At 68.5% G+C, this 24,209-nt stretch carries 22 protein-coding genes; 18 read left to right on the top strand and 4 right to left on the bottom strand.

The window, feature by feature from the left end:
- Nucleotides 1-59: 59 nt before the first annotated feature.
- Complete coding sequence (gene ygiD, locus BMY35_RS07755) at nt 60-968, top strand: 4,5-DOPA-extradiol-dioxygenase (RefSeq protein ID WP_093196608.1); 909 nt, start codon at nt 60-62, stop codon at nt 966-968.
- A gap of 27 nt (nt 969-995) precedes the next feature.
- Here the strand turns inward: ygiD and zwf are convergent, their stop codons facing one another.
- Entirely contained in the window at nt 996-2,465 is a 1,470-nt protein-coding gene (zwf, locus tag BMY35_RS07750) for a glucose-6-phosphate dehydrogenase (RefSeq protein WP_093196606.1), read from the bottom strand.
- A 178-nt stretch (nt 2,466-2,643) separates the two neighbouring features.
- Here zwf and BMY35_RS07745 point away from each other — a divergent pair, with 178 nt between their 5' ends.
- Genes BMY35_RS07745 through BMY35_RS07730 form a run of 4 tightly spaced genes read left to right on the top strand, consistent with a single transcriptional unit; the run spans nt 2,644 to nt 7,661 of the window.
- The gene (locus BMY35_RS07745; RefSeq protein WP_093196604.1) at nt 2,644-3,660 is read left to right on the top strand and encodes an ABC transporter substrate-binding protein; all 1,017 of its coding nucleotides are present in this window, start codon (nt 2,644-2,646) and stop codon (nt 3,658-3,660) included.
- A complete protein-coding gene (locus tag BMY35_RS07740; RefSeq protein WP_093196602.1) occupies nt 3,661-5,931 on the top strand; it encodes an ABC transporter permease in 2,271 nt (756 codons plus the stop codon).
- Nucleotides 5,928-6,986 carry an ABC transporter ATP-binding protein gene (locus tag BMY35_RS07735; RefSeq protein WP_093196600.1) on the top strand — a complete coding sequence of 353 codons (1,059 nt, stop codon included), beginning with the start codon at nt 5,928-5,930 and terminating at the stop codon, nt 6,984-6,986. Before BMY35_RS07740 ends, BMY35_RS07735 begins: the two co-directional genes overlap by 4 nt.
- A gap of 12 nt (nt 6,987-6,998) precedes the next feature.
- The gene (locus BMY35_RS07730; protein WP_093196582.1) at nt 6,999-7,661 is read left to right on the top strand and encodes an HAD family hydrolase; all 663 of its coding nucleotides are present in this window, start codon (nt 6,999-7,001) and stop codon (nt 7,659-7,661) included.
- Here BMY35_RS07730 and BMY35_RS07725 read toward each other — a convergent pair.
- Entirely contained in the window at nt 7,607-8,287 is a 681-nt protein-coding gene (locus tag BMY35_RS07725) for a lipocalin family protein (RefSeq protein ID WP_093196580.1), read from the bottom strand. The two genes, BMY35_RS07730 and BMY35_RS07725, sit on opposite strands and share 55 nt — an antisense overlap.
- A gap of 254 nt (nt 8,288-8,541) precedes the next feature.
- Between BMY35_RS07725 and tal the strand changes: the two genes are divergently transcribed.
- The 3 genes from tal (at nt 8,542) to BMY35_RS07710 (ending at nt 11,528) form a co-directional block, all read left to right on the top strand.
- Nucleotides 8,542-9,495: a transaldolase gene (gene tal, locus BMY35_RS07720; protein WP_093196578.1), complete on the top strand. Its 954-nt coding sequence runs from the start codon at nt 8,542-8,544 to the stop codon at nt 9,493-9,495.
- Nucleotides 9,496-9,497: 2 nt separating this feature from the next.
- Entirely contained in the window at nt 9,498-11,051 is a 1,554-nt protein-coding gene (gene pgi / locus BMY35_RS07715) for a glucose-6-phosphate isomerase (protein WP_093196576.1), read from the top strand.
- Between the two features lie 144 nt (nt 11,052-11,195).
- A complete protein-coding gene (locus BMY35_RS07710) occupies nt 11,196-11,528 on the top strand; it encodes a DUF805 domain-containing protein (protein WP_093196574.1) in 333 nt (110 codons plus the stop codon).
- Nucleotides 11,529-11,608: 80 nt separating this feature from the next.
- Here BMY35_RS07710 and BMY35_RS07705 read toward each other — a convergent pair whose 3' ends face one another.
- Both BMY35_RS07705 and BMY35_RS07700 read right to left on the bottom strand, forming a co-directional pair.
- Nucleotides 11,609-12,682: a 4-hydroxythreonine-4-phosphate dehydrogenase PdxA gene (locus BMY35_RS07705; RefSeq protein ID WP_093196572.1), complete on the bottom strand. Its 1,074-nt coding sequence runs from the start codon at nt 12,680-12,682 to the stop codon at nt 11,609-11,611.
- A gap of 52 nt (nt 12,683-12,734) precedes the next feature.
- Nucleotides 12,735-13,715, bottom strand: a complete 981-nt coding sequence (locus tag BMY35_RS07700; RefSeq protein WP_093196570.1) for a Bug family tripartite tricarboxylate transporter substrate binding protein — start codon at nt 13,713-13,715, stop codon at nt 12,735-12,737.
- 94 nt (nt 13,716-13,809) lie between these two features.
- Between BMY35_RS07700 and BMY35_RS07695 the strand changes: the two genes are divergently transcribed.
- The 10 genes from BMY35_RS07695 (at nt 13,810) to BMY35_RS07650 (ending at nt 24,204) form a co-directional block, all read left to right on the top strand.
- Nucleotides 13,810-14,739 carry a LysR family transcriptional regulator gene (locus BMY35_RS07695; protein WP_176947384.1) on the top strand — a complete coding sequence of 310 codons (930 nt, stop codon included), beginning with the start codon at nt 13,810-13,812 and terminating at the stop codon, nt 14,737-14,739.
- Between the two features lie 180 nt (nt 14,740-14,919).
- On the top strand, nt 14,920-16,230 hold the full coding sequence (locus tag BMY35_RS07690) for an ABC transporter substrate-binding protein (RefSeq protein WP_093196568.1): 1,311 nt from the start codon (nt 14,920-14,922) through the stop codon (nt 16,228-16,230).
- Between the two features lie 137 nt (nt 16,231-16,367).
- Nucleotides 16,368-17,225 carry a carbohydrate ABC transporter permease gene (locus tag BMY35_RS07685; RefSeq protein WP_093196566.1) on the top strand — a complete coding sequence of 286 codons (858 nt, stop codon included), beginning with the start codon at nt 16,368-16,370 and terminating at the stop codon, nt 17,223-17,225.
- Between the two features lie 13 nt (nt 17,226-17,238).
- Entirely contained in the window at nt 17,239-18,075 is an 837-nt protein-coding gene (locus BMY35_RS07680) for a carbohydrate ABC transporter permease (RefSeq protein WP_093196564.1), read from the top strand.
- A gap of 170 nt (nt 18,076-18,245) precedes the next feature.
- A complete protein-coding gene (locus BMY35_RS07675; RefSeq protein ID WP_093196562.1) occupies nt 18,246-19,286 on the top strand; it encodes an ABC transporter ATP-binding protein in 1,041 nt (346 codons plus the stop codon).
- A gap of 79 nt (nt 19,287-19,365) precedes the next feature.
- Nucleotides 19,366-20,760, top strand: coding sequence for a D-arabinitol 4-dehydrogenase (gene dalD / locus BMY35_RS07670; RefSeq protein WP_093196560.1), 1,395 nt, complete (start codon nt 19,366-19,368; stop codon nt 20,758-20,760).
- Nucleotides 20,757-21,545 carry an L-iditol 2-dehydrogenase gene (locus tag BMY35_RS07665; RefSeq protein ID WP_093196558.1) on the top strand — a complete coding sequence of 263 codons (789 nt, stop codon included), beginning with the start codon at nt 20,757-20,759 and terminating at the stop codon, nt 21,543-21,545. Before dalD ends, BMY35_RS07665 begins: the two co-directional genes overlap by 4 nt.
- Nucleotides 21,546-21,565: 20 nt before the next feature.
- Entirely contained in the window at nt 21,566-22,237 is a 672-nt protein-coding gene (locus tag BMY35_RS07660; protein ID WP_093196556.1) for a transaldolase family protein, read from the top strand.
- A gap of 21 nt (nt 22,238-22,258) precedes the next feature.
- Nucleotides 22,259-23,233 carry a carbohydrate kinase family protein gene (locus BMY35_RS07655; RefSeq protein WP_093196554.1) on the top strand — a complete coding sequence of 325 codons (975 nt, stop codon included), beginning with the start codon at nt 22,259-22,261 and terminating at the stop codon, nt 23,231-23,233.
- A gap of 14 nt (nt 23,234-23,247) precedes the next feature.
- The gene (locus BMY35_RS07650; RefSeq protein WP_093196552.1) at nt 23,248-24,204 is read left to right on the top strand and encodes an AraC family transcriptional regulator; all 957 of its coding nucleotides are present in this window, start codon (nt 23,248-23,250) and stop codon (nt 24,202-24,204) included.
- Nucleotides 24,205-24,209: the final 5 nt, after the last annotated feature.

Genomic DNA, 24,209 nt, shown 5'->3' with positions numbered 1-24,209 from the left:
TCCGGAAAAGTGTGCGTAAAGGCACTGCCTTGCGCCGGAAGCCGTTGCAGAGTCCCGCCATGCCATTGACGACGACTCTCGCAACGACCGAACTCGGCCGCCGCGGCTTCCTGATGGGAACAGCCGTGGGCGCGACCGTGGTGCTTGCCTCCCTGGCTTGCAGCGTGCAGGCCGCCGGTGCCGCCACTCGCCGCATGCCGGTGATCTTCATCGGCCATGGCTCGCCGATGAACGCCATCACCGACAACGCCTTCACGCGCCGGCTGGCGGCATGGGGCAAGGAGCTGCCCCGGCCGTCGGCGATCCTCAGCGTGTCGGCGCACTGGCTCAGCCGGGGCGCCACCGGCGTCGGCATCCAGGAGCGCCCGAAGACGATCCACGACTTCGGCGGCTTTCCTCAGGCGCTGTTCGACATCGAATACCCGGCGCCCGGCCACCCGACGCTGGCCCGCGAGACCGTCGGCGTGGTGAAGCAGGCGCCGGTGATCGCCACCGATCAATGGGGCCTGGACCACGGAACGTGGACGGTGCTGAAGCACCTCTACCCCAAGGCCGACATCCCGGTGTTCCAGCTCAGCATCGACTACGACAAGCCGGCCGCCTTCCACTATGCGGTGGGCCGGGACCTGGCCGCACTGCGCGACAGGGGCGTGCTGGTGATGGGCAGCGGCAACGTGGTGCACAACCTGCGCGCCACCGACCGTGGAACGCCGGACGGCCCGAGCGCCAGCCGGCCGTGGGCGCAATCCTTCGACGATGCCGTGAAGTCGGCGCTGGCGGGCCGCGACGACCGTGCGCTGGTCGACTACGCGAAGCTGGAAGGCGCGTCGACCGCGGTGGCGACGCCCGACCACTACTTCCCCTTCCTCTACGCCCTCGGCGCCGCCGGCAGCAGCGAGCGCGCGAAGACGGTCTACGAGGGATTCCAGTCGGGCACGCTCAGCATGCGCTGCCTGCAGTTCGGCTGAGCAGCGCGCCGAAGGCGGGAGAGGGCGTTACTGCTCCTCGCCCCAGGAGAAGCCGTCGCGCGCGATCATCGCGCTCGAGGCGCTCGGCCCCCAGGTGCCCGCCGCATAGGGGCGCGGGCCGCCGTCCGATTCCCAGTTGTCGATCAGCGGCTCGACCCAGCGCCATGCTTCTTCCTGCTCGTCGCTGCGCACGAACAGGTTGAGGCGGCCGTCGATCACGTCGAGCAGCAGGCGCTCGTAGGCGCCCACGCGCTCGGAGCCGAAGCGCTTGTCGAAGTCGAGGTCGAGCTGAACCGGTGCCAGCTGCGCGGCCGAGCTCTGGTGGCCGTTGCGCTGGCGGTTGTCCTGGGCCTGCGCGAGCATGTGCAGCTCCAGTCCGTCCTTGGGCTGCAGGTTGATCACCAGCTTGTTGACGTTGCCGGCCGGCGCGCGGTAGATGGCGTGCGGCGTGGGGCGGAAGTTGACCTCGATGCGCGCATCGCGCGAGGCCAGCCGCTTGCCGGTGCGGATGTAGAAGGGCACGCCGGCCCAGCGCCAGTTGGCGATCTCGGTGCGCAGCGCCACGAAGGTCTCGGTGCGGCTGTCGGGGTTCACGCCCGCCTCGTCGCGGTAGCCCGGCACCCGTTCGCCGTAGGCCGTGCCGGCCGTGTACTGGCCGCGCACCGCGTGCAGGCCCAGGCTCTCCGGCGTCCAGGGCTTCAGCGCCCGCAGCACCTTGAGCTTCTCGTCGCGGATGGCGTCGGCGTGCGCGTTGATGGGCGGCTCCATGGCCACGGCGCACAGCAGCTGCAGCGCGTGGTTCTGCACCATGTCGCGCAGCGCGCCGGTCTGGTCGTAGAAGGCGCCGCGCTTTTCCACGCCCAGGTCTTCGGCGATGGTGATCTGGATGTTGGAGATGTGCTCGCGGCGCCAGATGGGCTCGAACAGCGCATTGCCGAAGCGCATGGCGAACAGGTTCTGCACCGAGGGCTTGCCGAGGTAGTGGTCGATGCGAAAGACCTGCTTCTCCTCGAGCACCTTGCCCACGGCGGAGTTGATGGCGCGGTTGGAGGCCAGGTCGTGGCCCAGCGGCTTCTCGAGCACGATGCGGGTGCGCGGGCCGTTGAGGCCGGCCGCGGCGATCTGCTCGACCACCTGGGTGAAGAGCGCGGGGGCGGTGGCCACGTACATCACGACCGTCTTGGCGTCGCGCTGGTTGAGCAGGCCGGCCAGGCGGGCGTAGTCGTCGGGCTTGGAGAGGTCCATGCGCAGGTAGTGCAGCATGGAGGCGAACTTCTTGAACTCCTCCGGCGAGGGGCGCTTGGCGCCTTCGACCGCGCTGAAGCGCGACTGGATCAGCTCCCGGTACTGGTCGTCCGACAGGTCGTCCCGCGCTACGCCGACGATGCGGCCCTCGGGGGGAAGGCTGCCGTGCCGGAATGCCTGGAACAACGCGGGCATCAGCTTGCGCCACGCGAGATCGCCAGTACCGCCGAACAGAACGAGATCGAAGCTCATGAGAAAACTTTCCTTCCTTGTCTGAATGCCGAGCCGGGCCGCCTTGGTCGCGGATGCGACATGCCCCAGGCACGATGGTACTTGTACGGATTCGCCGGGCCTGTACTAAAGCTACGCTGGCCGATGGCCGCGAGGCCTTTTTTTATTGCCGAGAGCAGTACAGAGGAAGAGAGACCAGATGAAAAAAAGCAAGATTCTTACCGCAGCGGCACTGCTGGGCCTGTCGGCCGCGGCCTCGGCCCAGACCGTCAACGTGATCTGCTCGGTCCAGGCCGAATGGTGCAACGTGATCGCGACCGTCTACGCCCGCACCACCGGCGTGCGCATCAACATGGCGCTCAAGGGCTCGGGCGAGGCGCTGGCCCAGCTGATCGCGGAAAAGGACAACCCCAAGACCGACGTCTGGTTCGGCGGCACCGGCGACCCGCACCTGCAGGCGGCCGAGCAGGGCCTCACGCTCGAATACAAGTCGCCCACGCTGTCGCAGCTGCATCCCTGGGCGCAGCAGCAGGCCAAGCAGTCGGGCTACAAGACGGTGGGCATCTACTCGGGCCCGCTGGGCTTCGGCTACAACCCCGAGCTGCTGGCCAAGAAGAAGCTGCCCGTGCCCAAGACCTGGGCCGACCTGCTCAAGCCCGAGTACAAGGGCGACATCCAGGTGGCCAACCCGGCCTCCAGCGGCACGGCCTACACCATGATCGCCACGCTGGTGCAGCTCATGGGCGAGGACAAGGCCTTCGACTACCTCAAGGCGCTGCACAAGAACGTGGGCCAGTACACCCGCTCGGGCACCGGCCCGATCAAGGCGGTGGCGCGCGGCGAGACGGCCGTGTCGATCAGCTTCGTGCACGACGGCCCCGGCGAGAAGATGCAGGGCTTCCCGGTCGAGACCATCACCCCGAGCGACGGCACCGGCGCCGAGATCGGCTCCATGAGCATCGTCAAGGGCGCGCGCAACCTCGACGCCGCCAAGAAGTTCTACGAGTGGGCCCTGACGCCCGGGGCGCAGGAGCTGGGCGCCGCCAACAAGCAGTTCCAGCTGCCGAGCAACGTCAACGCCAAGCTCGACCCGCGGATTCCCGACTTCAAGAAGATCAAGTTCATCAACTACGACTACGCCAGGTACGGCGCCAGCGCCGAGCGCCGTCGCCTGATCGCGCGCTGGGAAAAAGACGTCAATTCGCTGCCCCGATAAGTGGAAGCGCGTTCCATCGAAGGCGCGCCGGTCAACCCGGCGTCGCTGGCGGCGGCCCGGCGTTCGCAGCGCTGGGTCTGGGCGTGGGTCGCGCTGGGCCTGGCGGCCTACCTGCTGCTGCCCTGGTATGCGATCCAGGACTCGACCTGGTACGAGGCCGTTCCGCAGGTGTTCGGCCAGGCGGAGGGCGCCAACGGCCTGATGCAGGCCGCGACGCAGGGCCGCAGCTGGCTCTTCGTGGGGCTCGCCGGGCTGCTGCTGTGCGCCGTGGGGGCGTGGCTTCCGGCCGGCAGGGCGCAGGGGCGCTGGCTGCTCGCCGGCGGCCTGATCGGCGCCCTCGGGCTCGCCGCCACCGGCTTCACCATCGGCGCGCGCGGCTGGAGCGTGGCCGCGCTCAACACGCAGTTCGGCGAGCTGGCTGTCAACCAGTTCGGCATCGGCGCGGGCGGCTTCGTGGCGCTCACGGCGCTGGTGCTGCTGGCGGCCTTCGGCATCGCGCGGCTGGGGCTCTTCAAGGGCGACCTGTTCGTTGCGGCGGCCGTCGTCGGCTGCGGCGTGCTGATGGCGCTGTTCATCGCCTACCCGGTGAGCAAGGCGCTGTCGGGCGCGTTCTTCAATGAAGACGGCCAATGGTCGATCGGCGCCTTCGTCGCCCGCGTGTTCACCGAGCGCATCTGGGGCCTGGGCTGCCTGTCCGGCGGCGTGCGCTGCGGCGTGGCGTGGAACACGCTGGTGCTGGCGCTGCTCACGGCCGCCGGAACCACCTTCCTCGGCACGCTGATGGCGCTGATGGCCGAGCGCGGCAGCAAGCGCGGGCAGGGCGCGCTGCGGGTGCTGGCGCTGCTGCCGATCATCACGCCGCCCTTCGTGGTGGGGCTGGGGCTGATCCTGCTGTTCGGCCGCGCCGGCATCGTCAACCAGGTGCTGGAGAGCGTCTTCGGCATCGAGCCCACGCGCTGGTTCTACGGCATGCCGGGCGTGCTGGTGGCGCAGCTCTTCGCCTTCACGCCCATTGCCTTCATGATCATGCGCGGCGTGGTGCAGGGCATTGCGCCCAGCCTGGAGGAGGCCGCGCAGATGCTGCGCGCCGACCGCCGCCGGGCCTTCTTCACCATCACGCTGCCGCTCTTGAAGCCCGGGCTGGCCAACGCCTTCCTGGTGGGCTTCATCGAAAGCATCGCCGACTTCGGCAATCCGGTGGTGGTGGGCGGGCAGTTCTCGGTGCTGTCGACCGACATCTTCTTCGCCATCGTCGGCGCGCAGTACGACCAGGGCCGCGCGGCCTCGCTGGCCTGGGTGCTCACGCTCTTCGCGCTCGGCGTGTTCGCGCTGCAGCGCGGGCTGCTCGGCAAGCAGAACTACACGACCGTCAGCGGCAAGGGCGACGCCGGCATCCCCATGGCGCTGCCCGACGGGGTGCGTCGCACCATTTACTGCATCGCGATGCCGTGGATCGCGTTCACCGCCGTGGTCTACCTGTTCGCCTTCGCGGGCGGCTTCGTGCAGACCTGGGGCCGCGACTACACCTTCACGCTGAACCACTTCAAGACCGCGTTCTCGCTGGAGTGGGGCCAGTTCGGGCTGGTGTGGGCCGGCACGGCGTGGAACTCGCTGATCACCACGCTCAAGCTGGCGGGCATCTCGGCGCCCATCACAGCGGCGCTGGGCCTGCTCATCGCCTGGCTGCTGGCGCGCAACGAGTTCAGGGGGCAGGGCCTCTTCGAGTTCGGCGCGCTGCTGGCCTTCGCCATTCCGGGCACCGTGCTGGGCGTGAGCTACATCCTGGCCTTCAACGTGCCGCCCCTCGAGCTCACGGGCACGGGGCTCATCATCGTGCTGTGCTTCATGTTCCGGAACCTGCCGGTGGGCGTGCGCGCCGGCACCGCGGCTTTCAAGCAGCTCGACCGCTCGCTCGACGAGGCCTCGCTGATGCTGCGCGCATCGACCTCGCAGACGCTCTTCAAGGTGGTGCTGCCGCTCTTGAAGCCGGCGCTGGTGGCCGCGCTGGTCTACAGCTTCGTGCGCGCCATGACGACGGTGAGCGCGGTGATCTTCCTGGTCACGGCCGAGAACGAGCTCGCCACCACCTACATCATCGGCCGCGTGGGCAACGGCGACTACGGCATCGCGCTGGCCTACTGCACGGTGCTCATGATCCTGATGTCGCTGGCCATCGCGCTGGTGCAGTGGGTGGTGGGGGAGCGCAAGCTGGGGCGGCGAGGGTCCGCACAACAACACCAGGGACATCACAAGATGGAGGGGCTGACATGAACGGCATCGAATTCCGCAATGTCACCAAGCGCTACGGCGCGGACAAGAACGCGCCGCTGGCCGTCAAGGGCATCAGCTTCGAGGTGCCGGTGGGCACGCTCACCACCATCCTCGGGCCCTCGGGCTGCGGCAAGACGACCACGCTGCGCATGATCGCGGGGCTGGAGTCGCCGACCTCGGGCTCGATCTTCATGGGCGGGCGCGACGTCACCACGCTGGGGCCGGCCGAGCGCAACGTGAGCATGATGTTCCAGAGCTACGCGCTGTTCCCGCACATGAACGTGATCGAGAACGTGGCCTACGGCCTGCGCATGAGCGGCGTGAAGAAGGACGAGGCCGCGGCGCGGGCGCGCGAGGCGCTGCGAGGCGTGGGCCTGGTCGGCTTCGACGAGCGGCTGCCCAGCGAGCTCTCGGGCGGCCAGCAGCAACGGGTGGCGCTGGCGCGTGCGCTGGTGCTGGAGCCGGCGGTGCTGCTCTTCGACGAGCCGCTGTCGAACCTCGACGCCCGGCTGCGCCGCGAGATGCGCGAGGAGATCCGCGCGCTGCAGCAGCGGCTGAAGCTCACGGTGGCCTATGTCACGCACGACCAGAGCGAGGCGCTGGCGGTGAGCGACCAGATCATCGTGATGGACCACGGCGTGATCGCCCAGCGCGGCACGCCCGAGCAGCTCTACGGCCGGCCCGAGAGCGAGTTCGTGGCCGGCTTCATGGGCGAGGCGATGGTGTTCCCGGCGGTGGCCGAGGTCGACGGCAGCGTGGCGCTAGGCCCGCTGCGCCTGCAGCCGCGCTATGCGGTGGCGCCCGGTACGGTGAAGGTGGCGGTGCGGCCCGAAGCCTGGCAGATCGGTGCCGGCGGGGCAGTCGGAGCCTCGGGCGGCCTGCCGGCCACGCTGCGCAAGGCGGCCTACCTCGGCAGCTTCTACGAATACGGCTTCGATACCTCCCTGGGGCCGGTCTTCGTGGTGTCGACCGACCTGTCCAGCCCGCTGGCGGCCGGCGCGCAGGCCACCCTGTCCCTGGGAGCCCATGGCGTGAGCGTGGTGCCCGGCGCATGAAACAATGGCGCCATGAACGTGGTTTTCGATCTGGGCGCCGTGCTGTTCGCATGGGAGCCCACGCGGCTGGTACAGGCCCATCTCGCCCAACACGCCCCCACTGAGGCCGCCGCGGCCGCCATGGGCCGCGCGCTTTTCCATCACGACGACTGGACCAGCTTCGACTGCGGCACCCGCACGCTGGCCGACTCCATCGCCCGCATGTCGGCCCGGCTGGCGCTGCCGCCCGAGCCGCTGTACGCCATGCTCGACGGGCTGGGCGAGCGGCTGGAGCCCATCGGCGTCACGGTCGAGATGCTCGGTGAGCTCATGGCCCACCGGGATGCCGGCCAGCCGCTGCGCCTGTATTACCTTTCGAACATGCCTTCGCCGTACGCGCGGGCCATCGAGCGGCGGCACGACTTCATGCGGCGCTTCGACGGCGGCGTGTTCTCGGGGGACGTGAAGTTCCTCAAGCCCGAGCGGGAGATCTACGAGGTGCTGGCCATGCGCCACGGCCTCGACCCGGCGCAGACCGTGTTCATCGACGATTCCGCCGCCAACGTGGAAGCGGCGCGCGCCTTCGGCTGGCAGGCCATCCACTGCACCGCGCCGGCCATGCTGCCGTCGCAGCTGCAGCGCTACCTGCCGGTCAGCGTCACCTTGCCCGTGTCGAACCCCAGGCTGCGGGCGTAGTCCAGCTCGGCCTGCAGCAGCGCGTCTTCCAGGCGCGGGGCGCGCGACAGCACCCAGAGGTACTCGCGGTCGGGCGTGCCGACCAGCGACACCTGGTATTCGCGGTCGAGCTTCAGGATCCAGTAGTCGCCCCAGACCATGGGCAGCCAGCCGAGCCACGCCGGCGCGAATCGCACCTCCAGCCGGCCCGCGCCGGGCTGGCCCGCCACGGGCACCACACGTGCGGTGCCGACGGCTTCGTCGAAATTCCCGTCTTCCCTGACGCAGCGGTTGCGCACCTGCACGGTGCCGTCCGGCTGCAGCGTGTATTCGGCGGTCACGGGGCCGGCGCACTGTTTCTGGAAGCGGTTCGGCAGGCGGGCCTGCTCGTGCCAGAGACCCGCATAGCGCTCCAGGTCGACCGGTGCCACCACCTGCAGCGGCGCGCGCATCAGCGGTGCGCCGTCGGCCGGGCCGGCTGGTCTGCTCAAGCGGGCGCGGGCGGCGCTGCGTGCCGCGCCCATCGTGAACCACGCAGCCACGCCCCCGACGACGAAGGCCGTGGCCATCGCGCCTATCGCGTTGCTGGTACGGCGGTCATCGAAGGGCTGGACGGCGGTGGCGCCGGGGCGCGGGCGTTGGGTCATGGAGGCACTCCTGAGGCTGAAGACATTCGGCGTAAGCCTCAGGCTAGCCAGCGCAGGTGCGCGCGACCGTAAGCCACGGACCACAGGCGCTGTAGGGCACGGGGGCGGGAAGACGGGCCGGGAAGATCCGACAACCCCACCGGCCGCAGGCTGATGGAGCCGCGTGGAAACCCGTGCTACGGTGCGCATGAAAACATCGGCCGGCGCGCAACTGCGTGCAGGTCTTGTCACAACCGGCACAGGATAATGATTTCATGAACCAACTCGATGCCCTCCGCCAGTGGACCACCGTCGTCGCAGACACCGGTGACTTCAAACAGCTCAGCATTTCCAAGCCGCAGGACGCGACCACCAATCCGTCGCTGATCCTCAAGGCCGTGCAGAAGCCCGAATACCGGCCGCTGCTCGACGAGGCCGTGAAGAAGCACGCAGGCAAGCCGCTCGACGAGGTCATCGACCGCCTGCTGGTGCGCTTCGGCACCGAAATCCTTTCCATCATCCCGGGCCGCGTCTCCACCGAGGTCGACGCCCGCCTGTCCTTCGACACCGCCGCGACCATCGCGCGCGGCGAGCGCATCGTGGCGCTCTACAAGGCCGAAGGCATCGACACCGAAAAGCGCCTGCTCATCAAGGTGGCCTCCACCTGGGAAGGCATCGAGGCCGCGCGCCAGCTCGAGCGCAAGGGCATCCGCACCAACCTGACGCTGCTGTTCTCGTTCGCGCAGGCCGTGGCCTGCGGCGCGGCGGGCGTGCAGCTCATCTCGCCTTTCGTCGGCCGCATCTACGACTGGTACAAGAAGTCGGCCGGCGCCAATTGGGACGAGGCCGCGAACGCCGGCGCCAACGACCCGGGCGTGAAGTCGGTGCGCCAGATCTTCGCGTACTACAAGCAGCACGGCATCAAGACCGAGGTCATGGGCGCGAGCTTCCGCAACGTGGGCCAGATCAAGGCCCTGGCCGGTTGCGACCTGCTGACCATCAGCCCCGAGCTGCTGGCCGAGCTGACCGCGAGCAACGAGCCGCTGCAGCACGCGCTCGACGCCAAGGCCGCCGGCGCCGACATCGCCAAGGTGAGCTACGACGAGGCGGGCTTCCGCTTCGCGCTCAACGAGGACGCCATGGCCACCGAGAAGCTGGCCGAAGGCATCCGCGCCTTCGCGGCCGACGCCGTGAAGCTCGAGAAGCTCATGCAGGAAAGCGGCAAGTAAAGATGGCCATGACCCTTCGCTGCGACCGCGCGCCGGCCTGGGCGCAACTGCAGTCCGCCTTCGAGACCTCCGGCCGCCAGTTCGACCTGCGCCATGCCTTCGTCGACGACGCGGGCCGCTTCGAGCGCTTCAGCCAGGAGGCTCCCTACGTCTTCGCCGACCTGTCGAAGAGCCTGATCGACGCGCGCACCGAGGAGCTGCTCTTCAAGCTGGCCCGCGAATGCGGCCTCGAGGCGCACCGCGACGCCATGTTCGCCGGCGAGCACATCAACAACACCGAAGACCGCGCCGTGCTGCATACGCTGCTGCGCGCCCCGGCCGATGCGCCCACGGGCCCGAAGACGGCCAGCGAGCTGCGCGAGGTGCACGCCACGCTCGACGCGATGCTGGCCTATGCCGAGAAGGTGCGCGCCGACCACACGATCACCGACGTGGTCAACATCGGCATCGGCGGCTCCGACCTCGGCCCGCAGATGGCGGTGCTGGCGCTGGCCGAGTTCGCCGCGCCGGGCAAGCGCTTCCACTTCGTCTCGAACGTCGACGGCCACGAGCTGGCCGGCGTGCTGCAGGGCCTGGCGCCGGAGCACACGCTGTTCCTCATCGCCTCCAAGACCTTCACCACGGCCGAGACGATGACCAACGCGCAGTCGGCCAAGCGCTGGTACGAGCAGTCGGGCGGCACCGACATCGCGGGCCACTTCGCGGCGCTCACCACCAATGTGGAAGCCGCGAAGAAGTTCGGCATCGACACCACCTTCGGCTTCTGGGATTGGGTGGGCGGGCGCTATTCGCTGTGGTCGGCCATCGGGCTGCCCATTGCGCTGGCCATCGGCGCGGAGGGCTTCCGCCGGCTGCTGGCGGGCGCGCACGCGATGGACGAGCACTTCCGCACCGCGCCGCTGGAGCGCAACCTGCCGGTGCGCCTGGGCCTGCTCGACGTCTGGTATCGCAACTTCCACAAGTTCACGAGCCGCAGCATCGCGCCGTACCACAGCGCACTGAAGCGCGTGCCGGCCTACCTGCAGCAGCTCGAGATGGAAAGCAACGGCAAGCAGGTCGATGCGAGCGGCAAGCCGCTGGCCTTCGGCACTTCGCCGGTGCTGTGGGGCGAACCGGGCACCAATGGCCAGCACGCCTACTTCCAGATGCTGCACCAGGGCACCGACGTGACTCCGCTCGAGTTCGTGGCGGTGCGCGATGCCTCGCACGACCTCGAGGGCCATCACCCCAAGCTGCTGGCCAATGCGCTCGCACAGGCGCAGGCGCTGATGGTGGGCAAGCTCGACGAGGGCGGCCACAAGAACTTCCCGGGCAACAGGCCGAGCACCTTCTTCGTGTTCGAGAAGCTCACGCCCGAGGCGCTGGGTGCCTTCCTCGCGATGTACGAGCACCGCGTGTTCACCAGCGGCGCGCTGTGGGGCATCAACAGCTTCGACCAGTGGGGCGTGGAGCTCGGCAAGGTGCTCGCCAAGGACATCGAACCGCGCCTCGCATCGGGCGACATCACGGGACTCGATGCCTCGACCGCGGGCCTGCTGAAGCGGCTCTCGCGCTGATCCGGAGACGGCCGCAAGGCCGTTTCGGAGTCTTTTGTTTTAAGCCTGGCTATGGCTTCCGGCCGTATTTGCCGTTGAAAGACGCGTCGATATGATGGCCCGGGGAAATTTCCCTGGGACCAATCACAAAAGAGGAGTCGATCAATGGATTTTCAAACAGCGGTCAAGACCTGCCTGAGCAAGTACACGGACTTCACCGGGCGCGCATCGCGCTCGGAGTTCTGGTGGTTCGTGCTTGCGCAGCTGGTCATTCTCATCGTGGCAAGCCTGATCCATCGCTTCGTGTACGGCATCGCGGCCCTGGGCCTGCTGCTGCCCGCACTGGCCGTGGGAGCGCGCCGCCTGCACGACATCGGCAAGAGCGGCTGGTTCCTGCTGCTGGCGCTCATCCCGCTCGTCAACCTCGTGCTGATCTACTTCTACGTGCAGCCGACGCAGCCCGAGTCGAACAGCTACGGCGAGCCGCCGACCGCCTGAGTTTCAAAAGAAGAAGAAAAGAAGAAGGGGCCGCGCAAGCGGCCCTTTTTCATTGGGTCCGACGCACCTGCCGATGCGGTTCAGGCCGCGGCTTCCGCTGTCGCCTGCGCCGCGACGCGCACCGGCGCGCCGCCCGCCATGCGCACGCACAGGTCGAAGGCCTGCTGCAGTCCTTCGATCTTCGCGATGCCCTTGCCCGCGATGTCGAAGGCACTGCCGCTGGCCGAGGTGGCCACCGGCACCGGCAGGCCGCCGTGCAGCGTCACGCCCTGCTCGAAGCCCATGAGCTTCATCGCGATCTGGCCCTGGTCGTGGTACATCGAGACCACCGCGTCTACGTCGCCACGCCGCGCGCCGATGAACACCGTGTCGGGCGAGAAGGGCCCGCGCGCATCGAAGCCCTCGGCGCGCAGTTGCTCGATGGCGGGCGCGATGATCTCGATCTCTTCCATGCCGATGGAGCCGCCGTCGCCCGCGTGCGGGTTGAGCCCCGTCACCGCAATGCGCGGCTGCGCGACGCCCGCGCGGCGCAGGGCACTGGCGATGATCTTCACCGCATCGCCCACGCCCTGCACCGTGATGTGGCTCGCCACGTCCTTCAGCGGAATGTGCGAGGTCACGCGCGAGGTCCACAGCGAGCCGGTGAGGTTGAACTCGCAGACGAAGCCCTTCACCGCGAAGCGCTCCTGCATGTAGCGCAGCTCGTCCTCGTGCACCAGTCCGCCCAGGCGCAGCGAGTGCTTGTTGAGCGGCGCGAACAGGATTCCGTCGGCCTGCCCCTGCAGCACCGCCTGCGTGGCCAGCTCGAGGGCCTCGAACGAAGCCCGGCCCGATTGCTCGTTCGATTCGCCCGGCACGGGCTCCTGCCCCGCCATCCAGTCGCATGCGAGCAGGGTGGGGCGGCCGTCCTCGAAGCGCAGCGCGTCGAGGCTGTCGATGCGCAGTGGATCGAGCTTCGCGTCCGCCGCGCGTTCGCCGGCCGCGAGCACCACCGGGTCGGCGATCAGCAGCACGTGCGCGGCGTCGAGGTTGCGCTGGCGCGCCAGCAGCTTCACGGCCATCTCGGGGCCGACGCCGCTCGGGTCGCCGAGCAGCACGGCGATGCGGGGCTTGGCGGAGGTCACGCTCTGGGTCTTGGGGGAAGGGGTGGACATGGTGTCGGTCGGATGCGGTTGGTGAGGAGAAGAGAAGGAACGTCCGGCCGTTTCATTCGGCCTTGATGTTGGCGTCGCGCACGAGCTGGCCGTAGTGGTCGAACTCCTGCCTGTTCATGGCCGCGAAGGGTTCGCCGGTCAGCCCGCCGGGCTCTCCGCCCAGCGCCTTGATGCGCGTCTGCACGTCGGCCAGCTTCAGCGTGCGCGAGAGCTCGGCGCTCAGCCGCTCGACGGCGGGGCGCGGCGTGCCGGCCGTGACGTAGAGGCCGTACCAGGTTGACACGTCGGCGCCCTTGATGCCCTGCTCGGCGAGCGTGGGCACGTCGGGCAGCTCGGGCGAGCGCTGCGGCGCGCTCACCGCCAGCGCGCGGAACTTGCCGGCCTTGATCTGGCCCATGGCCGAGGAGGTGCTGTCGAACATCATGTCGACCTCGCCCGCGATGATGTCGACGTGCGCCTGCGAGCTGCCCTTGTAGGGCACATGGATCGACTTCATGCCCGTGGCCAGGTTGAAGGCCTCGCCGCCCACGTGCTGGGTGCTGCCGATGCCGGAAGAGGCGTACTTGAAGCTGCCCGGCTTCGCGGCCATGGCCGCCACCAGGTCCTTCACCGACCTGTAGGGCGAGCTGGCCGACACCACCAGCACGTTGGGCATCACGGCCACAAGGCCCACGGGCTGCAGGTCCTTCAGCGGGTCGTACTTGAGCTTGAGGATGTGCGGCGCCACCGCCTGCGCCGTGTTGGTGGCCAGCAGCAGCGTGGCGCCGTCGGCCGGCGCGCGGGCCGTGAGCTCGCCCGCGATGGTGTTGGAGGCGCCGGGCCGGTTCTCGACCACCACGGGCTGCTTGAGCGCGGGCGAGAACTTGTCGGCCAGCACGCGCGCCAGGATGTCGGTGCCGCCGCCGGGCGAGGCGCCGACCATGATGCGCATCGGCTTGTCGGGATAGGCCTGCTGCTGTGCGCCGGCCGGCATCGCCGCCAGCACGGCGACGGCCGCCAGCCCTGCCGCGCGGGCGAGAAAGGAAGTCTTCATCGGGTTTGTCTCCTGCTTGTAGTGGTGCCCAGCGTACGGAGCTTTGCCCGTGCGATCCAATCGAAAAAGCCGGGAGCTCCATATACTTTTGTGCATGACTCAAGGCCCTTCCGATGCCTCGCTGATGCTCCTCGTGCGGCCGCGCCAGCTGCTTCTGCTCGCCCGGCTCGACACCCACCGCCACCTCGGCCGGGCGGCCGAGGCCATGAACATCAGCCAGCCCGCGGCCACCAAGCTGCTGCAGCAGCTGGAGGATTCGCTGGGCGAGAAGCTCTTCGAGCGCCTGGCGCGCGGCATGGAGCCCACGCCCTACGGTGAGATCCTGATCCGCTATGCCCGCCGCGTGCTCAGCGACTTCGGCACCGCCCGCGAGGAAATGCTCGCTTTGCGCTCGGGCCTCAGCGGCGCCTTGCGCGTGGGCAGCGTGCCCGGCGCGGTGCCGGGGCTGCTGGCGCCGGCTCTCGTGGAGTACCACCGCAGGCACCCGCAGGTGGCGGTGTCGGTGGTGGTCGAGACCAGCGACGTGATCCAGGCGCAGCTGGAGCAGGGCGACGTCGATTTCGTGCTGGGCCGCCTCACCGACGGCCACGACGAGGCGAGGTACGCGAGCGTGCCGCTGCTGGGCGAGCTGCAGGTGGTCGTGGTGCGCGCCGCCCACCCGGTGTTCGAGCGTGCCACCGTCACGCTGGCCGAGATGGCGGGCTGGTCGTGGGTGCTGCAGCCGCCGGGCTCGCCGCAGCGCGGGCGCTTCGAGGCGGCGATGCGCGAGGCGGGCATCTCCGAGCGGCTCGACATCATCGAAACGGCATCGCCCATCGCCATCACAGCCTTGCTCGAGAGCTCCGACATGGCGGCCGTGATGCCCGCCTCGCAGGCCGACCACTACGCCCGCCTGGGCGTGCTGCGTGCCGTTCCGATCGAGCTGCCGGTGCGCGTGCCGCCCATCTGCCTCATCACCCGCACCGACCGGGCGCTGTCGCCCGCGGCCGCGCAGCTGCGCCGCCAGCTGCTGGGCGGCGCTTGAAGCCTTTGTGCTGCTGTTTTCCATGCTGTATTGCGTTAACTAGGGAATTCACTAGCCAACTGGTGCATGAAAGTACTGGTGATGGCGGCGGCAGTACCAAAACCGCAGGCGTGCTTCTCCAGAATTCGCGGCACGGCGACCCGACAGGACCTGGGCGTCGCTCACCTCTAGGAGACAAACATGAAGCGTTTTCTGAAAGCGGGCCTCGTCCTCGCACTCATCGGTACGGGCGTCGTCTCGCAGGCCGCCACCGAACTCGTGATCGCGACCGTGAACAACGGCCACATGATCGAGATGCAGAAGCTCACCCCCTTCTTCGAGAAGGCCAACCCCGACATCAAGCTCAAGTGGGTCACCCTTGAAGAAGGCACGCTGCGCCAGCGCGTGACCACCGACATCGCCACCAAGGGCGGCCAGTTCGACGTGATGACCATCGGCCTGTACGAGACGCCGATCTGGTCGAAGAAGGGCTGGCTCAAGCCCATCGCCACCGACGCCGCCTACGACGTTGACGACCTGCTGCCCGCCATCCGCGACGGCCTGTCGAACGAAGGCAAGCTCTACGCCGCGCCCTTCTACGGCGAGAGCTCGATGCTCATGTACCGCAAGGACCTGGCCGACAAGGTGGGCGTGAAGTTCTCCGAACAGCCCACCTGGGCGCAGGTGAAGGAGTTCGCCGACAAGGCCAACGACCCGAAGGCGGGCGTGTACGGCATGTGCCTGCGCGGCAAGCCGGGCTGGGGCGACAACATGGCCTTCCTGACCACGCTGGTCAACACCAACGGCGGCCAGTGGTTCGACATGCAGTGGAAGCCGCAGATCGACACCAAGGCCTGGAAGGACGCGATCGGCTTCTACGTCGACCTGATGAAGAAGGACGGCCCTCCGGGCGCGTCGGCCAACAGCTTCAACGAGAACCTCGCGCTCTTCAACGAAGGCAAGTGCGCGGCCTGGGTGGACGCGACCATCGCGGCCTCGTTCATCAGCGACCCGAAGCAGTCGAAGGTGGCCGACAAGGTGGCCTTCGCGCAGGCACCCACCGCCGTCACGCCGAAGGGCGCCAACTGGCTGTGGTCGTGGAACCTCGCCATTCCGGCCAGCTCGACCAAGGACGAGGCGGCGCAGAAGTTCATCAAGTGGGCCACCTCCAAGGACTACATCGCCCTCGTGGCCAAGGAAACCGGCTGGGCCTCGGTGCCGACCGGCACGCGCAAGTCGACCTACGCGAACCCCGAGTTCCAGAAGGTCGCCAAGTTCGCCGCGGCCGAGAAGAAGGCGATCGACAGCGCCAACCTCACCGACAGCACGCTGCCCAAGTCGCCGTACGCCGGCGTGCAGTACGCGGCCATTCCCGAGTTCCAGGCCATCGGCGTGGCGGTGGGCCAGCAGATGAGCGCGGCGCTGTCGGGCAAGGTCACGGTCGACCAGGCGCTGAAGACCTCGCAGACCGCTGCAGAGCGCGAGATGAAGAAGGCCGGCTACTACAAGTAAGCCGCTTCCTTCCCCTCTCCCCTCGGGGAGAGGGCCAGGGTGAGGGGCAGCGCGTCCACAGCCGGCGACGATTGCCCTCACCCCAACCCTCTCCCGCAAGCGGGAGAGGGGGCAACAGCCTCAGAGAGGAACACACAATGAAAAGACTCCTGCCACGCGCCCTCATGGCGCCCGCCGTGCTCACGCTCTTCGCCTGGATGATCGTGCCGCTGGTGATGACGTTGTACTTCTCGTTCGTGAACTACAACCTCATGCAGCCCGGCGAGCGCACATTCGCGGGCATCGAGAACTTTCACTACTTCATCACCGACCCCGACTTCTGGCCGGCCACCTGGAACACGCTGCTGCTGATCGGCAGCGTGATCGTCATCACCGTGGTGCTCGGCGTGCTGCTCGCGCTGCTGGTGAACGAGCCCTTCCCGGGACGCGGCATCGTGCGCGTGCTGCTGATCTCGCCCTTCTTCGTCATGCCCGCGGTCAATGCGCTGCTGTGGAAGCACATGATGATGAACCCCATCTACGGCATCCTGGCCGACGTGTGGCGCGCCTTCGGCGCGGAGCCGGTCGACTGGCTCACCGACGTGCCGCTGCTGTCGGTGATCATCATGGTGGCCTGGCAGTGGCTGCCCTTCGCCTGCCTGATCTTCATCACCTCGCTGCAGTCGCTCGACCGCGAGCAGATGGAGGCCGCGCGCATGGACGGCGCGAGCGCGTTCCAGCGCTTCTTCTATCTCACCGTGCCGCACCTCGCGCGCCCCATGGCGGTGGTGATCATGATCGAGATGATCTTTCTGCTCAGCGTGTTCGCCGAGATCGCCATCACCACCAACGGCGGCCCGGGCAACGAGAGCACCAACATGACCTACATGATCTTCAAGCAGTCGCTCATGAACTTCGACGTGGGCGTGGCTTCGGCGGGTGCGCTGTTCGCGGTGGTGCTGGCCAACATCGTGGCCGTGTTCCTCATCCGAATCATCGGCAAGAACCTGGACTGAGGAGCCGCACGCCATGCAACAGACACAAGCTCCCAGCAACTTCCTGCCGCAACTGCTGCGCACCATTGGCGCGTGGGCCGTCGCGCTGCTGCTGTTCTTTCCGCTCGGCTGGCTGTTCCTCACGGCCTTCAAGACGGAGCTGCAGGCCATCCACGTGCCGCCGCTCTTCATCTTCGAGCCCACGCTCGACAACTTCGGCGAGGTGCAGCGTCGCAGCGACTACCTGCTGTACGCGCGCAACTCGCTCATCACCAGCCTGGGCTCGACCATCCTGGGCCTGCTGATCGCGGCGCCGGCCGCGTACTCGATGGCCTTCTTCCGCACGAAGAAGACGCGCGACATCCTGATGTGGATGCTCTCCACCAAGATGATGCCGGCCGTGGGCGCGCTGGTGCCGATCTACGTGATCGCGCAGACCGCGGGCATGCTGGACTCGCTCACCGCGCTGACCATCGTGTTCACGCTGTCGAACCTGCCGATCATGGTGTGGATGCTCTACAGCGCCTACAAGGACATCCCGCCCGAGATCCTGGAGGCCGCGCGCATGGACGGCGCCAACCTCTGGACCGAGTTCCGCCACGTCGTGATGCCGCTGTCGGTGGGCGGCCTCGCATCCACCGGCCTGCTGTGCCTGGTGCTGAGCTGGAACGAGGCCTTCTGGGCGCTGAACCTCACCTCCGCCAAGGCCGGCACGCTGGCCACGCTCATCGCCTCGTACTCCAGCCCCGAGGGCCTGTTCTGGGCAAAGCTGTCCGCGGCTTCGCTGATGGCCATCGCGCCCATCGTGGTGTTCGGCTGGTTCAGCCAGAAGCAGCTCGTCCAGGGCCTCACCTTCGGTGCCGTGAAATGAACACCACCCCCAGTCTTCGCGCACTGCGTGTCGCTTCGCCAACCCCCTCGAGGGGGCGCTGCCAGCGGCCCGGCAAAGCCGGTTCCGCGGCAGCTCCCGGATTGCGCCGCGCGCTTTCGAACAACGTCGGCGCATCGGTCGCCTGCCGGCAAAACATCAAGGAGTCGTGAATGGCCTACCTCGAACTCAAGAACATCAAGAAGAGCTTTGGTGAAGTCAACATCATCAAGGGCGTCGACCTGCAGATCCAGAAGGGCGAGTTCATCGTCTTCGTCGGGCCCTCGGGCTGCGGCAAGTCGACGCTGCTGCGGCTGATCGCAGGGCTGGAGCCCATCACCAGCGGCAACCTGCTGCTCGACGGCAAGGACATCACTTGGGCGCCCTCGGGCAAGCGCGACCTCGCGATGGTGTTCCAGAGCTACGCGCTCTATCCGCACATGAGCGTGTACGACAACATGTCCTTCGCGCTCAAGCTGGCGGGCGTGTCGAAGAGCGAGATCAAGACCAAGGTCGAGTACGCGGCGAAGACGCTGAACCTCACGCAGTACCTCGACCGCACGCCGAAGGATCTCTCGGGCGGCCAGCGCCAGCGCGTGGCCATCGGGCGCGCCATCGTGCGTGCGCCGAAGGTGTTCTTGTTCGACGAGCCGCTGTCGAACCTCGACGCGGCGCTGCGCGGCAACACGCGGGTGGAGATCCACAAGCTGCACCGCGCGCTGGGCGCGACCACCATCTACGTGACGCACGACCAGGTCGAGGCCATGACGCTGGCAGACCGCGTGGTGGTGCTGAAGGACGGGCTCATCGAGCAGGTCGGCACGCCGCTGGAACTCTACGACCGCCCGGCCAACCAGTTCGTCGCGCAGTTCATCGGCATGCCGTCGATGAACATGGTGGCGGCGAACGCCATTCCTTCCTTCTCCGCCGCCACCGGTGGCCGGCTGCCGTCCGACGGCTTCCTGGGCGTGCGGCCCGAGGGCCTGCGCGTGCATCCGAAGCAGGGCGCGCCGGTGTCGGACGTGCTGGGGCGCGTGGAGCTGATCGAGGCGCTGGGCGCCGACACGCTCATCCACGTCGACGTGGCAGGCGTGCCGCTGATCGCGCGGCAGAACGAGCGCACGCCGCTGCAGGCCGGCGACGACGTGGCCGTGGAGCTCGATCCGTCGGTGCTGCATCTGTTCAACCGCGAGGGCCGTTCGGTCCTGGCGTGATCCCCAACCATCCACCGTCTTTTCAACGGACATCTTCGTGACCATTGCGCAAACTCCACCGGCTCTTTCCGAGTTCACGGTGCTTCACCTCGGCCTCGGCTCGTTCCACCGAGCCCACCAGGCCGTGTACCTGCAGCGGCTGATCGATGCGGGCGACACCCGCTGGTCGCTGTCGGGCGCCAACATCCGGCCGGACATGGCCGACGTCGTCGCGGCGCTGAAGGCGCAGGGCGGGCGCTACACGCTGGAGACCGTCTCGCCCGCGGGCGAGTACCGCTACGAGGAGATCGGCGCCATCCGCGAGGTGCTGCCCTGGGAGCACTCGCTGGCCAACGTGATCGCGCGCGGCGCGGCGCCCTCGACGCGCATCGTCTCGTTCACCGTGACCGAGGCGGGCTACTACCTCGACGACAAGGGCCGGCTGGACTTGTCGTTCCCCGACCTGGCAGCCGACGTGGAACGCGCCCGGCGCGGCGAGACCGGCGGCGACGGTGTGACCATCTACGGCGCCGTCTGCGCCATCCTGCGCGCGCGCAAGGCCGCGGACGCGGGCCCGGTCACGCTGCTGAACTGCGACAACCTGCGCCACAACGGCGACCGCTTCCGCGTCGGCCTGCTGGAATTCATCGAGCTGGCGGGCGATGCCGATCTGCTGGCCTGGGTCAACGCGAACACGCGCTGTCCGAACGCCATGGTCGACCGCATCACGCCGCGCCCGCCGCCCGAGCTGCGCGCGCGCGTGAAGGCGGCCACCGGGCGCGACGATGCGGCTGCCATCACCGGCGAAAGCTTCATCCAGTGGGTGATCGAGGATGACTTCATCGCCGCCCGGCCCGACTGGGGCCGCGTGGGAGTGGAGCTGGTCGAGTCGGTGCAGCCGTACGAAGAGGCGAAGATCCGCATCCTCAACGCCACGCACAGCTGCATCGCCTGGGCGGGCACGCTGGTGGGGCTCGGCTTCATCCACGAGGGCACGCACGACGCGGCCATCCGCAAGATGGCTTTCGACTATGTCACCGACGATGTCATTCCCTGCCTGAGCCCCAGCCCCATCGACCTCGCGGCGTATCGCGACGTGGTGCTCGACCGCTTCGGCAACCCCGCCATCCGCGACACCAACCAGCGCGTGGCGGCGGACGGCTTCTCGAAGATTCCGGGCTTCATCGCGCCGACGGTGCGCGAGCGCCTCGCCGCCGGCCAGCCCATCGAGAGCGTGGCGATGCTGCCGGCGCTGTTCCTGGTCTTCCTGCAGCGCTGGCACAAGGGCGCGCTGCCCTATGCCTACCAGGACCAGGGCATGGACGAAGCGGTGGCGCACGCCATCTGCGATGCGGCCGACCCGGTCGTCGCGCTGTGTTCCGACGCGGGGCTGTGGGGCAATCTCGCGGGCGATGCCCGGCTGATCGACACCGTGCGCCGGGCGGGCGGACGCGTCGCGCGCTTCGTGCAGAAGGCCGCGGAGCGCAAGTCATGAGCGGCCGCCTGCAGGACCGGCACGTGCTGCTGACCGGCGCGGGCGGCGGCATCGGTCTGGCCGTGGCCGCGGCCTGCATCGCCGAAGGCGCGCGCTGCACGGTGATCGACCGCGCGGCGGCCGCGCCCGAAGCCGTGCGCGCGCTGCAGCAGCGCCATCCCGACAGGCTGGCCTACATCGCGGCCGACGTGACCGACACCAAGGCCATCGCGCACATGCTGGCCGAGGCGCAGGTCGCTTTCGGGCCGATCCACACGCTGTTCAACAACGCGGCGGTGTTCGACCTCGCGCCGCTGCTCGACAGCGACGAGGCTTCGTTCGACCGGCTGTTCGCAGTCAACGTGAAGGGCATGTTCTTCGTGATGCAGGCCGTGCTGCGCCACATGGTGGAGGCCGGCACGCAGGGCGCGTCGGTCATCAACATGGCCTCGCAGGCGGGGCGGCGCGGCGAGGCGCTGGTGTCGCACTACTGCGCGACCAAGGCGGCTGTCATCAGCTACACGCAGAGCGCGGCGCTGGCCATGGCGCCGCACGGCATCCGCGTCAACGGCATCGCTCCCGGTGTGGTCGACACGCCGATGTGGGACCATGTCGACAGCCTGTTCGCCAGGGCCGAGGGGCTGCCGCCCGGAGAGAAGAAGCGGCAGGTCGGCCTGGCGGTGCCGCTCGGACGCATGGGCGTGCCGGACGACATCGCGGGGGCGGCGGTGTTCCTCGCCAGCGACGAGGCGCGCTACATCACGGCGCAGACCCTCAATGTCGATGGCGGCAATGTCATGAGCTGAAGATTCCTTTCCTGCGTGCGATGAACGAAGACTTCCACCTGTACCTCGACAGCGCGGACCTGTCCGAGCTGAAGACCTGCCTGCCGCACCCCGTGGTGCACGGCGTGACGACCAACCCCACGCTGCTCAAGCGCGCCGGCATCGGCCGCGGCGAGCTGCCCCGCCTGCTTCAGCGCTGCATCGAACTGGGCGCGCGGCAGGTGCAGGCGCAGGTTTATTCGGAGGACGCCGACGGCATGCTGGAGGACGCGCGGGAGCTGTTGTCGCACTTCGAGCCCGGCCAGCTGGTCGTGAAGATTCCCGCCACGCGCCAGGGACTCGCCGCCGGCGCGCAGCTCATCGCGCAGGGCGTGCCGGTCACCTGGACGGCCGTGTACGCGCCGGAGCAGGCGCACTTCGCGGCGCAGCTCGGCGCGGCCTATGCTGCGCCGTACCTCGGCCGGCTGGAAGACTCCGGCGTCGACGGCCTGGCGCTGATCGCACAGATGCAGGCGCTGGTCGCGCAGCGGCCTTCTTCCGGCACGCGGCTGCTGGTGGCCAGCATCCGTTCGCGCGAGGCCTACCTTTCGCTGCTGAAGCTGGGCGTGGGCGCGATCACCATCCCGCCGCGGCTGTTTTCCGAACTGCTCGATCATCCCGCCACGCTGGCCGCCGAACGCGGCTTCCTGGCCGACGCGCGCGACCTGCCCTGATCCAGACAGAATCCAGACACCATGCGCATTGCACTCACGGGCGAAGCCCTCATCGATTTCACCGCCAGCGAGGCTGGCACCCTGGCGTTCCTGGGGCACGAGGGCGGCTCGCCGCTCAACACGGCCGTGGCCTGCGCGCGGCTGGGGCAGCCGACCGGTTTTCTCACGCAGCTCTCGACCGACCTGTTCGGCGAGCGGCTGATGGGCTTCCTGCAGCGCAACGGCGTGGACACCAGCTTCATCCTGCGCAGCAGCGCACCATCGACGCTGGCCTTCGTCGAGCGCACGCCGCAGACCAACCGCTACGCCTTCTACACGAGCGGCAGTGCCGACGCCACCTGGGCGCCCGAGCCGCTGCCGCAGCTGCCGCCGGAGTGCCGCTTCCTGCACTTCGGCTCGATCTCGCTGCTGCAGGACCCGGCCGCCACGCGCATCGCCGACCTGGTCGCGGCGAACCGGGGACAGCGCGTGATCGTGTTCGACCCCAACGTGCGGCCCAGCCTGATCACCGACATGGCCGCCTATCGCGAGCGCGTGAACGGCTGGTTCGGCATGGCCGACCTGGTCAAGCTCAGCGACGAAGACGCGGCGCTGCTCGCGCCTGGCCAGCCGGTCGATGCGCTGGCCGCCGAGTGCCTGAAGGCCGGCGCGCGCGCCGTGATCGTCACGCGCGGCGGCGACGGCGCGACGCTCTGGCGCACGGGTCATGCGCCGCTGAGCGTGGCCGCGCCGCGCGTCACCGTGGTCGACACCATCGGCGCTGGCGACACCTTCACGGCCGGCCTGTCGGTGTCGCTGCTCGCGCACGGCGTCGAACGGCCCGGGCAGCTCGACGGGCTGCGCGACGAAGACTGGAAGGCCGTGATGGGCTTCGCCGCCACCGCCGCCGCCCTCAACTGCACCCGCGAGGGTGCCGATCCACCGACGCTGGAGGCGGTTCACGCCGCGCTGGCGAAGGCACAAAATACCGCTGTTGCTGCTGCTTCCCGGCCTTGAGCCGGGCTGTCATCATGACGACGTCCACCCGCAAGCGTTCGATTCCCCGCCAGCGCCAGCCCGAGCTGGAACGCGACTTCACGCGCTCTCCCTCGCTGGGCTACGAGACCCCCGAAGAGACCGGCCTGGTGCGATGTCTTGCGCACGGCTTTCCGAGCCCGCTGGTGCGCTGGCACTTCCATGAGGACTACGAGCTGCACCTGATCACCGAGACCTCGGGCAAGGCCTTCATCGGCGACTGGATCGGGCCGTTCCAGCCCGGGCACCTGGTGCTGTGCGGGCCACGGCTGCCGCACAACTGGATCTCGCTCGACGTGCCCGAAGGCGGCGCGGCGGGGCGCGACAGGGTGATCCAGTTCCGCCACGAGCCCATCGAGCACGCGGCGGCGCAGATTCCCGAGCTGCGCGAGGTGATGCAGCTGCTGGAGCGTGCGCGCCACGGCATCGAGTTCTTCGGCATGTCGCAGCAGGCGCAGGCGCACTGGGACAGCATCAAGGCCGCGCGCGGCGTGCGCCGCCTGGGCCTGTTCCTCGACTTCATGGCCGACCTCGCGCAATGCACCGACTACCGGCTGCTGTCGAGCGTGCAGATGCAGGGCGCGCAAGGCGCGGACGGCGACGCGCAGGTTGACCAGATCAACGGCATCGTCAACCGCATCACCAACAACATGGCCGACCCGATCTCGATGTCGGACGTTGCGGCCGAGCTGGGCATGAGCGAGAGCCGCTTCAGCCGCTTCTTCAGGCGCTCCACCGGCAACAGCTTCACCGATTTCGTCAACCGCGTGCGCATCAACAGCGCCTGCCACCTGCTGATGCAGACCGACCACTACGTGACCGACATCTGCTACCAGGTGGGCTTCAACAACGTGGCGAACTTCAACCGCCGCTTTCTAGAGATCAAGGGCATGACGCCCAGCGAATTCCGAAAGCAGGCCGACACGCGATTCGGCAGCGGCATTCCTTCCTAAGCACC

This window comes from Variovorax sp. YR750, from assembly GCF_900109805.1.
Lineage (GTDB): Bacteria > Pseudomonadota > Gammaproteobacteria > Burkholderiales > Burkholderiaceae_C > Variovorax > Variovorax gossypii.
This window is presented reverse-complemented; position numbering and strand designations above follow the sequence as displayed.

What these genes read in the sequence shown, in the direction of transcription:
- ygiD (WP_093196608.1), top strand. Translation starts at nt 60, where the DNA reads ATGCCATTGACGACGACTCTCGCAACGACCGAACTCGGCCGCCGCGGC.
- zwf (WP_093196606.1), bottom strand. Translation starts at nt 2,465, where the DNA reads ATGAGCTTCGATCTCGTTCTGTTCGGCGGTACTGGCGATCTCGCGTGG.
- BMY35_RS07745 (WP_093196604.1), top strand. Translation starts at nt 2,644, where the DNA reads ATGAAAAAAAGCAAGATTCTTACCGCAGCGGCACTGCTGGGCCTGTCG.
- BMY35_RS07735 (WP_093196600.1), top strand. Translation starts at nt 5,928, where the DNA reads ATGAACGGCATCGAATTCCGCAATGTCACCAAGCGCTACGGCGCGGAC.
- BMY35_RS07730 (WP_093196582.1), top strand. Translation starts at nt 6,999, where the DNA reads ATGAACGTGGTTTTCGATCTGGGCGCCGTGCTGTTCGCATGGGAGCCC.
- BMY35_RS07725 (WP_093196580.1), bottom strand. Translation starts at nt 8,287, where the DNA reads ATGACCCAACGCCCGCGCCCCGGCGCCACCGCCGTCCAGCCCTTCGAT.
- tal (WP_093196578.1), top strand. Translation starts at nt 8,542, where the DNA reads ATGAACCAACTCGATGCCCTCCGCCAGTGGACCACCGTCGTCGCAGAC.
- pgi (WP_093196576.1), top strand. Translation starts at nt 9,498, where the DNA reads ATGGCCATGACCCTTCGCTGCGACCGCGCGCCGGCCTGGGCGCAACTG.
- BMY35_RS07710 (WP_093196574.1), top strand. Translation starts at nt 11,196, where the DNA reads ATGGATTTTCAAACAGCGGTCAAGACCTGCCTGAGCAAGTACACGGAC.
- BMY35_RS07705 (WP_093196572.1), bottom strand. Translation starts at nt 12,682, where the DNA reads ATGTCCACCCCTTCCCCCAAGACCCAGAGCGTGACCTCCGCCAAGCCC.
- BMY35_RS07700 (WP_093196570.1), bottom strand. Translation starts at nt 13,715, where the DNA reads ATGAAGACTTCCTTTCTCGCCCGCGCGGCAGGGCTGGCGGCCGTCGCC.
- BMY35_RS07695 (WP_176947384.1), top strand. Translation starts at nt 13,810, where the DNA reads ATGACTCAAGGCCCTTCCGATGCCTCGCTGATGCTCCTCGTGCGGCCG.
- BMY35_RS07690 (WP_093196568.1), top strand. Translation starts at nt 14,920, where the DNA reads ATGAAGCGTTTTCTGAAAGCGGGCCTCGTCCTCGCACTCATCGGTACG.
- BMY35_RS07685 (WP_093196566.1), top strand. Translation starts at nt 16,368, where the DNA reads ATGAAAAGACTCCTGCCACGCGCCCTCATGGCGCCCGCCGTGCTCACG.
- BMY35_RS07680 (WP_093196564.1), top strand. Translation starts at nt 17,239, where the DNA reads ATGCAACAGACACAAGCTCCCAGCAACTTCCTGCCGCAACTGCTGCGC.
- BMY35_RS07675 (WP_093196562.1), top strand. Translation starts at nt 18,246, where the DNA reads ATGGCCTACCTCGAACTCAAGAACATCAAGAAGAGCTTTGGTGAAGTC.
- BMY35_RS07665 (WP_093196558.1), top strand. Translation starts at nt 20,757, where the DNA reads ATGAGCGGCCGCCTGCAGGACCGGCACGTGCTGCTGACCGGCGCGGGC.
- BMY35_RS07660 (WP_093196556.1), top strand. Translation starts at nt 21,566, where the DNA reads ATGAACGAAGACTTCCACCTGTACCTCGACAGCGCGGACCTGTCCGAG.
- BMY35_RS07655 (WP_093196554.1), top strand. Translation starts at nt 22,259, where the DNA reads ATGCGCATTGCACTCACGGGCGAAGCCCTCATCGATTTCACCGCCAGC.
- BMY35_RS07650 (WP_093196552.1), top strand. Translation starts at nt 23,248, where the DNA reads ATGACGACGTCCACCCGCAAGCGTTCGATTCCCCGCCAGCGCCAGCCC.